Raw genomic sequence first — 12,300 nt, forward strand, 5'->3', positions numbered from 1 at the left:
TCAAACAATAAAGGAGTGGCCCTCACATGAGCTCAAGCTCTACATATCCACCTGCAGTGGACAGCTCAGCCTCTTCGGTGGAAGCCACTCTTCCACGGGAAGGGCTGCTGACCGTTCTGTTCAGTGTCGCCATTGTACTCGTTATAATGAATACCGCCATGTTCAACCTGGCATTGCCCGATGTGACTGAAACATTCGGTATCACGGCTGCATCTGCTTCCTGGATCGTAACCGGGTATTCAATCATGTTCTCCATTGCCTCCATCACATTCAGCCGGCTCTCCGACTTCCTGCCGATTCGCAGGCTGCTTACTATAGGTCTGCTGACGCTTGGTCTGGCGGCGATTGCCGGCTTCTTCAGTTCGAATTTCGTATTTCTGCTGATTGTACGTATTGCGCAGGCCTCCGGTGCAGGCGCGGTGATGTCCCTGTCACTCGTGCTGTTCACCCGCTATGTCCCGCTGGCCCGCCGCGGCAAAGCAATGGCGACCATCATGTCTGCGGTTTCGCTTGGCCTGGGTCTCGGTCCGGTGGCCGGCGGAAGTATCGTCGAATATCTCGGCTGGCACTGGCTGTTCGCCGTTACGGCCGCCATCCTGCTTCTGGTGCCGCTGTTTCTGGTGCTGTTGCCCAGAGAAGTGCCCCGCCGCGGTTCATTCGACGCGCTCGGCGGACTGTTTCTCGGCATTGGAACGACCGGCCTTCTGCTGTTTCTGACCGGCGGATACTGGATTGCGCTGATCGCCGGAGTGGCCTCCCTTGCCCTGTTCATCCGCCGCATTGGCAGCATTCCCGATCCGTTCGTAATGCCTGCACTGTTCCGTGACCGGTCCTATCTGGTCCTGTCGCTGGTCGGAATCGCTTCTTATTTATGCAGCTTTGCCACCTTGTTTCTGCTGCCGCAGATTCTGACCCACCGCTTCGGCTTCAGTGCAAGCCACGCCGGGCTGGTTATCTTTCCGGGGTCACTGCTGGCGATTATCGTCTCCCGGGGGGTAGGACGGATTATTGACCGATATGGCAATGGGGGCATTCTGCGATATGCGCCGCTCCTTGTGCTAACCGCCACCGTCCTGTTTGCTTTGCTCGCCGCGCACTCCTGGATTGCGGTCATGTTGACCTATATGATTATGAGCCTGTCCTTTACGGCGTTGTCCAGCAGTGTATCCAATGAAATCTCGCGGATTCTCCCTTCTGCCCAGATCGGCTCCGGTATGGGATTGTTTCAGCTGCTTCAGTTTTTCAGCGGGGCATTCAGCGTAGCTCTGGCAGCCAGCGCCCTGGAGTGGCAGCGCGGATTATCGCTTTCGTCCGCTTACTCTAACATCTACTGGGGACTTTCACTTGCCGCAGGAATTGCTATTCTTTCAGCCTTTATGTACCGCCGTAGCAGCCGGACCGGAGAACTGGCAGATGCTTAATTCCCTATATTTCCACAAAAAAGCACCGGGCCGCTTGTAACTACAGCAGCCCGGTGCTTTCTACTCTTGCCTGATTACTTATTGAAGGTCCCTAGACCACCAAATACTCCGCATTTTTCTCGCATTCCGCACATTTCGCCGGCGGGTCCCAGTCCGAGAACTCGGTTTCCTTCAGATCCACAATATCCGGTGCATCCTCGTACTCGTCTACAAACTTGTCGATGGCCAGCTCCACATGTTCCTTACACACTACGTACATTCAATCAAGCATCCCTTTCTGTGCCGCTGCGGCGTATACTCCTTCTATTGTTCTACCACACTTCCCGGCAAAAAGGAACTACCTCTCCCAAACTGCAGGATATCCTCTGCAATGAGAGCCAGCGCATCCCGCCAGAACTCCAGTGAATGCACATCAATGTCCATCAGTTCCGCGGCATCCGCGATGGTTGTTCTGCTGCTGGCTGCCAGGAAGGATTGATACTGGTTCACAAAATCCCCGCCCCGCTTCTTATACTGTGCATATAGTCCTTTGGAGAACAGCAGCCCGAACGAATAAGGGAAATTCAGAAACTCGTTGCCTGTCATATAATATCCGGCTTTGCTGATCCACTGGTATGGATGAATCGATTCCGGAGCGACACTGTCACCATAAGCGGCAGTCATTGCCTCCAGCATCAGACTGTTAAGCTCCTCAACAGTTAACGCTCCTGATTTCCTTCTATTATACAGCCGGCTTTCGAACAGGTAGCGGGCGTAGAAATCAACGATAAAATATCCGGCGTCGGAAAGGCTCCGTTCCAGGATAGGCAGCATTTCTTCCTCCGGGGCAGACTGAAGCAGCGCCTGATGGATAAGACTCTCGCAAAAGATCGATGCCGTCTCGGCAATTGGTATCGGATAATCGGTATTGACCATCGTCTCCCCGGCGAGGCAGCTGCTGTGGTACGCATGTCCAATTTCATGCGCCAGCACGCTAACATCCATATAACTTCCGGTAAAACTTGTCATAATCCGGCTCTCTCCGATCGGAAAGATATCTACGCACAGGCCGTAATTCCCTTTCCCCGCTCTTGGCTCAGCATCAATCCAGCGCCGGGTGAACACTTTGCGGGCAAACTCTCCCAGTTCTGCACTGAACGTGCTGAATCCGGCTACAATAAGCTCCTGCGCTTGCGGATAGGTAATTCTGGAAGAAGACTCCCCGCCAACCGGAGCAAAGATATCATAGAACGGCAGCGGCCCCGTATGTCCCAGGAGCTTTGCTTTTTGGAGATAGTACTGCCCGAAGACCGGCAGGCTTTCCTCTATAGCCTGAAGCATGACTTCGAGCGTCTCTTGATCCATGCGCGAAGCTGCCAGCACCTTATGCAGCGGCGAAGCATACCCTCTCAGCTCATAGACTGCTGCCGCTTCTCCGCACACGGCATTGAGGCAGGCCGCACTCTGTTCCGCCACGCTCCGGCAAACCCCGGCCTCAGCCTCATACGCTGCTTTTCTAACCCGTGGATCACTGTCATAGACCAGATTTCGCAGTTCCGATAGAGACAAACTACGAATCGCACCTTCCATTTCCACATCCGCGCGCAATGTAGACAAGGTTCTCATATACAGCCTTTCCCAAGCTTTGGCGCCGGTATTCTGCATCCGGGCAATGACCGTCTCAGCCTCTTCACTGAGCAAATACTGTGACTGCCGCTGAAGCTGGCGCAGATAAAAGGCATGTCCGGCAAGATAATCGCTAGATTGTATGATGTTCTCCAGATCCTCCGCGCTCACTTGGGCCAGCCATTTGCTGAAGCTTACCAACGCTTCGCCGGCACCGGCTGCGGTATCCTCCAGTTCATCCATGCTATTCACTGCTTCTGCATTGCCGCTGTCACTGCTGAAGACCAGCTCCGCATAACTGAACAGGCAGAGATATACTCTTTTGAACGCATTGTAACGCTCCAGGAACTCTTCCGTTTGTTTGGCCGCATTATCGTTATCCTTTAAATGAAGAGCCGCCCATGCCTTGAGGCCGCTGGCAAGGGTCTCCGCAAGTTTAAGGTCCGCTTGAAATTGATCTGACTGGAATGAGGGGTACAGGCTCTCCAGGTCCCATGTTAAGTCCATCTGCATTTTATCTCCTTATCATAAACGCAGCTGAAGCTATACGTATCCCGGCAACCAGCCATAAATACATATAGCGGGCTGCGTATAGTTGAATGTATTTTCAGAACTCTCTAACCTGCGGTTGCAACTCACATGCTTCCACCTCTTCCGATGTTTTACAAGAAATTCATTCAAGTATATCACGCTTCCTCATGGTAAAATATGCGGTAAATAACTGGATATAACCCACTAACAGCGGTTCACAGAAAGGAAGATGGCGGATCTTCCATAAGATCATCAGGAAATATCAGGGTTAATGCGTTATGATAAGCTTAATTCTATTTATTCCCGCAAAGGAGTACCTATCATGATCAATGAATCCATAACCGAGGGTGTCATTCGTACCCGTACGAAACTCCGCAAAGATCTGCTAATCTCCATTTTTGACGAATTCGACGGCACCATTATGGGCCTGACTCCCTGGAAGCGGACAGAAAAGTACCTGAAGATGTCGCTCAGCCCTTTTTCATTCTACCGGGGCAGCTCTTATCTATTCTATTTTGACGCCACAAGGCAATACTTTCCCTACCACACTTCGGCGGAGCGCCCGACCTGGATTCAAGGGGACCTGCATTTTGAGAATTTCGGGGCTTTCCGCAGCGAAGATGGCTCTATCGTATATGACGTCAATGATTTCGATGAGGGTTATGTCGGCTCCTATCTGTACGATATATTGCGTATGGCAGGCAGTATTGCGCTTGTCGGGCGGCAGCTGGGGTACGGGGAGGCAGAGCAGCTTAACGTAATCGAGGGTTTTGTGCAGGCCTATTCCAGAGGGATCCGCCGGTTCAGCCAAGGCAAGGACAACCCCGGCAACTTCGTACTGAATGAGAACGGGGCCAAAGGGCCGGTGAAGAAGCTGCTCCGCAAGCTGGAGAAACGCCGCCAGGGTCATTTTCTGGAAAAGGTTACGTCCCAAATGCAGAGCGGCAGAGTATTTCTGGAGAACTCCGAGCTGGCTGTTCCAGAGGTAGAGGAGCAAACGTTGCTGGAGAAGGCCTGGAGTTTCTATATGCAGACCATTGTCGCCCGCAGCTGGAATGACGATCATTACCGGATGAAGGACATTGCTGTCAAACATGGCTCGGGCACTGCATCCATCGGGCTGGACCGTTACTATATATTGATCGAAGGCGGAAGCAGTCAAGAAGATACCGACGATACCATTTTGGAAGTAAAAGAGGTTCGTGTGCCAGTCCCGGCTTATTTCATGCCTTATTCCGAGTCTTTCTGGAGCTCATTCGGACATCAAGGGAAACGTGTGGCGGCCACACAGCAGGCGATGCATCACAAAGCTGATCCCTATCTGGGCTTTCTGACGATGGATGGCCGGGATTTTTATGTCCGCGAACGCTCCCCGTATAAAAAAAGCCTGAAGCTCAAAGACATCGCAACTGTAGACGATATGCTCCAGGTTGTTGAAGTCATGGGCAGCCTAACGGCCAAAATGCATGCCAGAGCCGACGCCGATGTGGACCAAGGAATCCTCTCCTACCACAGCGAGAAGGAAATTGCCAAAGCGATGGGCCCGGACCCTGATGCTTTTGCCCGCTATATTTCCCAATGGGCTTACGGTTATGCCACCCAGGTGGAGAAAGACTTCGTGATGTTTACAGAATGGGTGAAGGAGCGGTTTGGAGAGGAAGCGGAAGTGCCTCAGGTGGAGTAGCTGCCCCGGCTGTAGGAAGCGAGAATCGCCAATAACGTGAAGCATATAATTCTTATATTTTTAAAAAAGGCTCTTTCCCCCTCTTGGGTGGAAAGAGCCTTTTCATATTCATCTCTATTCTCCTGCTGCCGTGTTCACGAACCCGCTTGGCCGGTCCAGCTCATACAGCTTGCGGTATCGCGGTTCCTTGTCCATCAGCTCGGCATGGGTGCCGCGCATTTCCACGAACCCGTTCTCCATAAAGATCACTTCGTCCATCTGCTCTGCACCGACAAGATGGTGGGTGACCCAGATCAGCGTCTTGCCCTCCATGGCCTCGAACATAGTAGCCAGCAGATCCCGCTCAGTACGCGGGTCAAGCCCGACGGTTGGCTCGTCGAGTACAACTACCGGTGTATTCTGCAGCAGAATCCGTGCCAGGGCTATCCGCTGGCGTTCCCCGCCGGAGAAGCGCTGGCCCGCCTCGCGCACCGCTGTGTTATAGCCTTCCGGCAGCGATGAGATCAGTGTATCCAGCTTGGCCAGCTTGGCGGCCTGCTTAATGTCCTCATCAGACGCATCAGGATTACCAAGCCGGATGTTATTGGCTACGGTAGTGTCGAACAAGTGCGGGCTCTGGTTCAGGACGGCAATAAGCTGCGGAATTCTCTCGCCATAAGCGGAAGCTTCAATCCCCTTAATCGTAGCCGAACCAACGGAAGGCGAAATGACGCCCTGAATCACCTTCAGCAGTGTCGATTTCCCTGCCCCGCTGCGCCCGATAACGGCAATCTTCCGGCCTTGCGGAATATCGAGCGTCAGATTGCGGATCGACCAGTCATCTCCCGCAGCATAGCGGTAACCGGCATTCTCCAGCCGGATAGGCGCCAGCCCGGTTTCCTTGATCGCCTTGACCGCAGCATCCACATGGCGCGCAGTGTCAGCCTTCCCCGAATCCGGTGCTGCCCCCGCCATACTTCCTTCCGCGGCTTCCACGCCGGACAGGCGCTCCAGCGAATTGCGGTATTGCGGGATCTTCTCTACCGCTTCCGAGACCGGCAGGAAAGCATCTGCTACCGGAAAGACCACCAGTACAAACGCTGCAATCAGCGTTCCGGCAATGGCCCCGTCCGCGAATTGGCCGGCGGCCCAGTACAGCATCGACAGCACGCCGATGCCGACAACCGCCTGCCCGATGAACATGCGCAGGCGCGCCCAGCGACGCAGCGCTCCGTCGGTGTGGGCGACAGCTCTCTCATCGGCCTCGTAGGTTTCCACGAATTGGCCCTGCCGTCCGCTGATCACCCAGTCGCCCATCCCCAGCACAGCATCCGTCAGCTTCTGGTAGAGGCGGTTGCGCTCCTGCTTCACCTGACGCTGGCGTTTTTGCGTCAGCAGCAGGGAAATCAGCGGCAGCACAACTACCAGCACCAGCATATAGAGTCCCATCAGCAGAGCAAAAGCCACATCAAACGTGCCAATGGAAATTACCGCCGCCGCGTAGATCAGGAGGGCAATAATGCTTGGGAATACAGTGCGCAGATACACATTCTGCAAATATTCAATATCGTCGGCCAGCATGCCGAGAATATCCCCGGTACGGAACCGCGAAGATAGAAACAGCGCCTGCGGCTCCAGGATATTGTAGAGCCGGATCCGCATCTTCGAGAGAATCCGCAGGATCGTATCATGCGAGACCAGGCGTTCCGCATAGTGGATGACCGCCCGGCTCGTCCCGAACGTGCGCACGCCGACAATCGGCACATAGATCATCAGTATATTTTCTGGCGGTATGGACGCCTTTGAGATCAGAAATCCCGAAGTGTACATCAGGGACGAAGCTGAGAAAATCGTCAACGCACCCAGCACGATAATCAGCAAAAACCGCCAGAAATAAGGGGAGACATAGGGAGCAAACCATCCTTCACGTTTCAATGGATTCCCTCCAATTGACTTTGAATAAGCTCATAATAAGCACCGCGCCGGGCAACTAGCTCCGGATGGGTACCAACCTCGGCCACCTGTCCCTGCTGCATCACGACAATCAGATCCATATCGATCATCCAGTGCAGGCGGTGGGTGGCGAGAAACACAAGTTTCCCTGCAAATAGCGGCAGCATTGTTTGCTTCAGCTCGTATTCCGTCTCTATGTCCAGATGGGCGGTCGGCTCGTCGAGCAGCATGACCGGACGGCTGCTCAGCAGTGCGCGGGCCAGCGCGACGCGCTGTTCCTGACCGCCGCTGAGCGAACGGCCGCCGCCGCCGATCATTTCATCCAGTCCGCTTGGCAGCGACTCCACCAGCTTGGATAATCCAGCGGCGGCCATCACCGAAGCAACAGCTTCCGTCGAAGCTTCCGGATAATAGAAACGCACATTATCCGCCAGCGTGCCGCTGAAAATATACGGCCGCTGCGGAATATATGAGGTCTGCTTGCGCCACTCCTCATCGGTAAGCGCACTGACACGGTTCCCGTTAATGCTTATGCTCCCTGAGGTAGGATGCAGAAAGCCGCCCAGGATATCGACCAGTGTGGATTTACCCGCGCCGCTCTCTCCGATAATTCCAATCTTCGCAGAACCCTTGAACTCCAGGTTAACGCCCTCCAGCGAGGCAATCCCGTCAGCTTCATATTTAACGCCAACCTGCTCCAGCTTCAGCACACTATCCTGCCGCCAAGTAAATACAGCGGCAGGAGACGGCGCGGCTGTAGAGGTTTCCGTTCCCCCAGCCTCCAATACCTCCGCTGTTACCGTATCCCGGTCGATAATGTCCTTCATCGCTTCACCGGCTTCCTTGCCATCCAGCGTAGCATGGAAATCTGCTCCGACCAGCCGGACCGGCAGGAAATATTCCGGCGCCAGGATCAGAATGGTTAACCCGGTAACCAGGGTCATCTGCTCATTGACCAGCCGCAGCCCCAGGCTTACAGCTACTGAGGCCACGGATAACATCGTGAAGAAGTCCATCGCGAAGGAAGACAGAAAAGCTACACGCAGCGTACGCATTGTAGCCGAACGGTAGCGGTCACTGACCTCGGCAATACTGTCACTATGACTGCGGCTGCGCCCGAGAAACTTCAGCGTCTCCAGCCCGCGCAGCGAATCAACAAAATGATTGGACAGCGTCCGGTAGGACTTCAGCTGGCGGTCCATTTGCTTGCGGGCAGTCATTCCGATCAGAATCATAAAGACGATAATAATTGGCATCGTCAAGGTAAGAATAACACCGCTCGACGTATCCAGAGTATAGATGTATACCAGAAGCAAGACCGGTGTTACCGCCATGCCTACCATCCGCGGAATAATAAGCTCTATATAGGTGCGGAACTTCGTTACTCCTTCAAGCACAAGCGTAACCAGATTTCCCGTGCCCCGGTCGCCCGCCAGCCTCGGTCCCAGCTGGAACAGCTTGTCCATCATTTGTCTCCGCATGCTGCTGCCGGTGTTCTCCGCGAAGCGGTAAGAGACGCGGCTCATCAGCATGGCGCAGGCATGGCGTACAAGAAACGCAAGAAGGAACAAGAGCATTGTCGCCCCTTGTTCCTTCAGCGGTTCTCCCGCAAACAGCGCAGAGACTACTTCTGCCAGCGACTTAGCCAGCAGAAGTATGGACAGGCTTTGCACCAGGGTAAGGAAGCCTACGATCAGAAAGACCGGCTTAACTCCTTTGTACCCAAGCAAATTTTTATCCATTAGTATTCAAGATGCTCCTTCTCGTGAACCCGTTTGTGGAAGATGAAATAACTCCAGATCTGATAACCGAGCACGAACGGCAGCAGCGTCAGCGCTACAATCGACATCACCTTCAGTGAATACTGGCCCGAAGCCGCATTGGTGATCGTCAGATTAAACGCCTCATCAATAGAGCTGATCATAACCCGCGGGAACAGTCCCACAAATATCGACATCACCGACAAAGCCATAACCGCTCCGGTCATCCCGAATGCCCAGCTGTCCTTCTTCTTGGTCATGAAATAGCCGGACAGAACGAAGGCGGCAATGCCTAGAATCACTAATACCAGCAGCAATGCACCACGTTGTTCAAACACATCTGTCATATAGTAAGTCATAATTACAAAAGCAACCAGCAGCGCAGCCAGCGGGAACAATAACTTCTGCGCCAGCTTGCGCGCACGAACCTGCAGATCGCCAACCGTACGGAGCGTAGTGAACATCAAACCATGCACCAGGCAAAGCAGCACTACAGTAATCCCTGCGACTACGGTATACACATTCACGATGTCGAAGAATCCGGCATACATCTGCATGTCACCGTCAATCGGCAACCCCTTGATGAAGCTCGCGAACACTACTGCCAGCAGGAACGGCGGAAGGAAGCTGCCGAAGAAGATGCAGGCGTCCCAGGTTCTTTTCCAGGCCAGTGAATCGCGTTTGCCTCTGAATTCAAAGGCGACACCGCGGGCAATCAGCGCCAGCAGGGCAAAGACAAACGGGATATAGAATCCGCTGAACAGCGTTGCGTACCAGTTGGGGAAAGCAGCGAACATCGCGCCCGCACCCGTCAGCAGCCATACCTCATTCGCATCCCAGAACGGCCCGATCGAGTTGATTAGCACCCGGCGTTCCGTATCATTCTTGGCCAGGAACTGCGTTTCCATTCCTACGCCGAAGTCGAAGCCTTCCAGGAAGAAAAATCCGATAAATAATACCGCAATCAGCACAAACCACAATTCATTAAGAGAAAGCATGCGATCCCTCCTTACTATATGGATCATGCGACTCACCGTGATCGTTATCCATGGCATAAGGGCCTTTTTTGATAACTTTGATGAACAATCCGATCAGTACCGCTCCCAGAATAGCGTAGATCGCCGTAAAGGAGATCACCGAGAACAGCACCTGTCCAGCCGATATATTAGGAGACACACTGTCTTCTGTCGTCATTAATCCGAATACCGTCCAAGGCTGACGTCCGATCTCTGTCATGATCCAGCCTGCAGTATTGGCAATTGGCGGAAGCAGCAGCCCCCAGAACATGAACCGCATAAACCAGGTGTTCGGACGTTCCATCTTTTTGCGCCACATCAGATACATCGCATACATGCCGAGCACAATCATCAGCGTGCCTGCGACCACCATGATCCGGAAGCTCCAGAAAGTCGTACGAACAGGCGGGATATAATCCCCCGGGCCGTACTTTTGTTCATATTCCGCCTGCAGCGTGTTCATCCCTTTAACTTCACCGGAGAACTTACTGTAGGACAAGAAACTCAGCATATAAGGAATCTTGATTTCCCCGGAGTTTGATTTATTGTCAGGATCGATAAAAGCACTGGCTGTCCAAGCCGCAGGGTCACCACTGTCCTCCCAAAGGGCTTCCGTAGCTGCCATCTTCATCGGCTGTGTCTCTACCAGATACTGCGCTTGGGCATGACCTGCAACGGCTACCCCCATGGAGGAGACAATGCCGACAATCGCCGCAATTTCGAACGATTTTCTAAAGAAAGGCACATCCTGCTTCTTGAGCATTTTATAGGCACTGATACCCGTTACCAGAAATGCCCCTGTAGCGTAAGCCGCGAGCACCGTATGCGGGAATTCCACCAGCAATTGTCCGTTTGTAATCAAAGCCAGGAAATCATTCATTTCGGCCCGGCCATTATTCATCGCAAAACCAACAGGGTGCTGCATAAAAGAATTGGCTGCGAGAATCCAGAATGCCGATAACATCGTTCCCAGCGCTACCATCCAGATGGACAGTAAATGAATCTTCTTGGAGACTTTGTCCCAGCCAAAAATCCATAAGCCGATAAAAGTAGACTCCAGGAAAAACGCCAGCAGCGCTTCAATCGCAAGTGGAGCCCCAAATACATCCCCGACAAAGCGGGAATAATCGGACCAGTTCATTCCGAACTGGAATTCCTGCAATATCCCTGTTACTACCCCTACTGCGAAGTTAATGAGAAATAGCTTTCCCCAAAACTGCGCCATTCTTTTGTACTCATCGTTGCCTTTTCGGACATACATCGTCTCCATGATCGCGATCAAGAGTGCAAGTCCAATAGATACCGGTACAAAGAAGTAATGAAAGATCGTCGTCGACGCAAATTGTATACGCGACAGCATAACTGTATCCATGTTTCTTCCCCTTTCTTCTCCCCATTCGTTATGTCTATTCTGTCAAAAATTTAAGGCTTAAAGTGTGATAATTATCACATTATACACCCGGATTCGGCCTAAAAAACAATAAATTTGTGACAAATATCACAATATTACGTTCGGAAAGCAAAAAAAATAAGACGGTTTTACCGTCTTGGATTTGTTCGTCGTTCTATAGAAAGCTTGACTCATAAAGGCATTGGTTAGGTAATCGAAATACCCTTCTTCAGCGATTTGAGATCGCCATTAGAATTAAGCAATTGCGGCAGCATCTTCATGCTGCGAACCATTGGGGCATGACAGAGACGGCAAGAAGGCGCATGTTCAAATGCGAAATTATCCCTCATCCATCCGTTGCATCCATCATTGGTACAGGCCCAAATTGCGGTATTTTCTTCCGGTACTTCCTCTAAAGGCTTCTTCCGGTAGTTCATTGCCGTTCCTCCCTTCCTTTATGTTACAAGTTGAGAAACAAGTAAAAAAGCATCCAATTATATTCTTTCTAAGATGCTTACAAATCCTTCATTTGCAGTTGCTCTACTTCAAGATCATGTTGTGGTTTCATGATGATATAGCAGTTGATCTTATAAAAAAAGACCGTCCCAACTTGCAAAAGCGGGGACGGTGCTTCTATTATTACAGTTTTACAACGTTTTCGGCTTGTGGTCCGCGGTTGCCTTGAACAACGTTGAATTCAACGCGTTGGCCTTCGTCCAAAGTTTTGAAGCCGTCGCCAGTGATTGCGCTGAAGTGAACGAATACGTCGCTTCCGCCTTCAACTTCGATGAAACCGAATCCTTTTTCTGCGTTGAACCATTTAACTGTACCTGTTTGCATGTGTGTTACCTCCACAAATTTAAATTAATATGTTCTTTTTATCTTCAAACAAAGAAAAAATTCACACATTGAAAAAGGTTGTATTTGCATTGACAGCCCTTTTCAATACGAGAATTAGGTA

General features: G+C 52.1%; 10 protein-coding genes. 2 read left to right on the forward strand and 8 right to left on the reverse strand.

Going from position 1 to position 12,300, the window contains the following annotated elements; all coding sequences use genetic code 11:
- The first annotated feature begins 26 nt into the window (after window positions 1-26).
- Window positions 27-1,421 (forward strand): MFS transporter, encoded by a 1,395-nt coding sequence (locus tag H70357_RS33775; RefSeq protein WP_038598200.1) that lies wholly within the window; start codon window positions 27-29, stop codon window positions 1,419-1,421.
- A gap of 91 nt (window positions 1,422-1,512) precedes the next feature.
- Here the strand turns inward: H70357_RS33775 and H70357_RS34880 are convergent, their stop codons facing one another.
- Together H70357_RS34880 and H70357_RS33780 are read right to left on the reverse strand one after the other, a co-directional pair.
- Complete coding sequence (locus H70357_RS34880; RefSeq protein ID WP_063829780.1) at window positions 1,513-1,680, reverse strand: CxxH/CxxC protein; 168 nt, start codon at window positions 1,678-1,680, stop codon at window positions 1,513-1,515.
- A gap of 44 nt (window positions 1,681-1,724) precedes the next feature.
- Window positions 1,725-3,533, reverse strand: coding sequence for a M3 family oligoendopeptidase (locus H70357_RS33780; protein ID WP_038598202.1), 1,809 nt, complete (start codon window positions 3,531-3,533; stop codon window positions 1,725-1,727).
- A gap of 346 nt (window positions 3,534-3,879) precedes the next feature.
- Between H70357_RS33780 and H70357_RS33785 the strand changes: the two genes are divergently transcribed.
- The gene (locus H70357_RS33785; RefSeq protein ID WP_038601226.1) at window positions 3,880-5,241 is read left to right on the forward strand and encodes a DUF2252 domain-containing protein; all 1,362 of its coding nucleotides are present in this window, start codon (window positions 3,880-3,882) and stop codon (window positions 5,239-5,241) included.
- A 114-nt stretch (window positions 5,242-5,355) separates the two neighbouring features.
- On the opposite strand, the gene cydC is transcribed toward H70357_RS33785, so the two are convergent.
- The 6 genes from cydC to H70357_RS33815 form a co-directional block, all read right to left on the reverse strand.
- Window positions 5,356-7,155 carry a thiol reductant ABC exporter subunit CydC gene (gene cydC, locus H70357_RS33790; RefSeq protein WP_038598204.1) on the reverse strand — a complete coding sequence of 600 codons (1,800 nt, stop codon included), beginning with the start codon at window positions 7,153-7,155 and terminating at the stop codon, window positions 5,356-5,358.
- Window positions 7,152-8,915, reverse strand: a complete 1,764-nt coding sequence (gene cydD, locus H70357_RS33795) for a thiol reductant ABC exporter subunit CydD (protein WP_038598206.1) — start codon at window positions 8,913-8,915, stop codon at window positions 7,152-7,154. The genes cydC and cydD overlap by 4 nt, the downstream gene beginning before the upstream one ends.
- Window positions 8,915-9,931 carry a cytochrome d ubiquinol oxidase subunit II gene (gene cydB / locus H70357_RS33800; protein ID WP_038598208.1) on the reverse strand — a complete coding sequence of 339 codons (1,017 nt, stop codon included), beginning with the start codon at window positions 9,929-9,931 and terminating at the stop codon, window positions 8,915-8,917. The genes cydD and cydB overlap by 1 nt, the downstream gene beginning before the upstream one ends.
- Window positions 9,918-11,321 carry a cytochrome ubiquinol oxidase subunit I gene (locus tag H70357_RS33805; protein ID WP_038598210.1) on the reverse strand — a complete coding sequence of 468 codons (1,404 nt, stop codon included), beginning with the start codon at window positions 11,319-11,321 and terminating at the stop codon, window positions 9,918-9,920. Before H70357_RS33805 ends, cydB begins: the two co-directional genes overlap by 14 nt.
- Window positions 11,322-11,545: 224 nt before the next feature.
- On the reverse strand, window positions 11,546-11,776 hold the full coding sequence (locus H70357_RS33810) for a cold-shock protein (RefSeq protein WP_038598212.1): 231 nt from the start codon (window positions 11,774-11,776) through the stop codon (window positions 11,546-11,548).
- Between the two features lie 202 nt (window positions 11,777-11,978).
- Window positions 11,979-12,179, reverse strand: coding sequence for a cold-shock protein (locus H70357_RS33815; protein ID WP_019914582.1), 201 nt, complete (start codon window positions 12,177-12,179; stop codon window positions 11,979-11,981).
- Between the last annotated feature and the right edge of the window lie 121 nt (window positions 12,180-12,300).

The sequence above is a fragment of the Paenibacillus sp. FSL H7-0357 genome (genome assembly GCF_000758525.1).
GTDB lineage: Bacteria > Bacillota > Bacilli > Paenibacillales > Paenibacillaceae > Paenibacillus_AQ.

Bases quoted from the DNA above. Each gene is read 5' to 3' on its own strand.
- cydD (WP_038598206.1), bottom strand. From the start codon at position 8,915: ATGGATAAAAATTTGCTTGGGTACAAAGGAGTTAAGCCGGTCTTTCTG.
- H70357_RS33780 (WP_038598202.1), bottom strand. From the start codon at position 3,533: ATGGACTTAACATGGGACCTGGAGAGCCTGTACCCCTCATTCCAGTCA.
- cydB (WP_038598208.1), bottom strand. From the start codon at position 9,931: ATGCTTTCTCTTAATGAATTGTGGTTTGTGCTGATTGCGGTATTATTT.
- H70357_RS34880 (WP_063829780.1), bottom strand. From the start codon at position 1,680: ATGTACGTAGTGTGTAAGGAACATGTGGAGCTGGCCATCGACAAGTTT.
- H70357_RS33810 (WP_038598212.1), bottom strand. From the start codon at position 11,776: ATGAACTACCGGAAGAAGCCTTTAGAGGAAGTACCGGAAGAAAATACC.
- H70357_RS33815 (WP_019914582.1), bottom strand. From the start codon at position 12,179: ATGCAAACAGGTACAGTTAAATGGTTCAACGCAGAAAAAGGATTCGGT.
- H70357_RS33805 (WP_038598210.1), bottom strand. From the start codon at position 11,321: ATGGATACAGTTATGCTGTCGCGTATACAATTTGCGTCGACGACGATC.
- H70357_RS33785 (WP_038601226.1), top strand. From the start codon at position 3,880: ATGATCAATGAATCCATAACCGAGGGTGTCATTCGTACCCGTACGAAA.
- H70357_RS33775 (WP_038598200.1), top strand. From the start codon at position 27: ATGAGCTCAAGCTCTACATATCCACCTGCAGTGGACAGCTCAGCCTCT.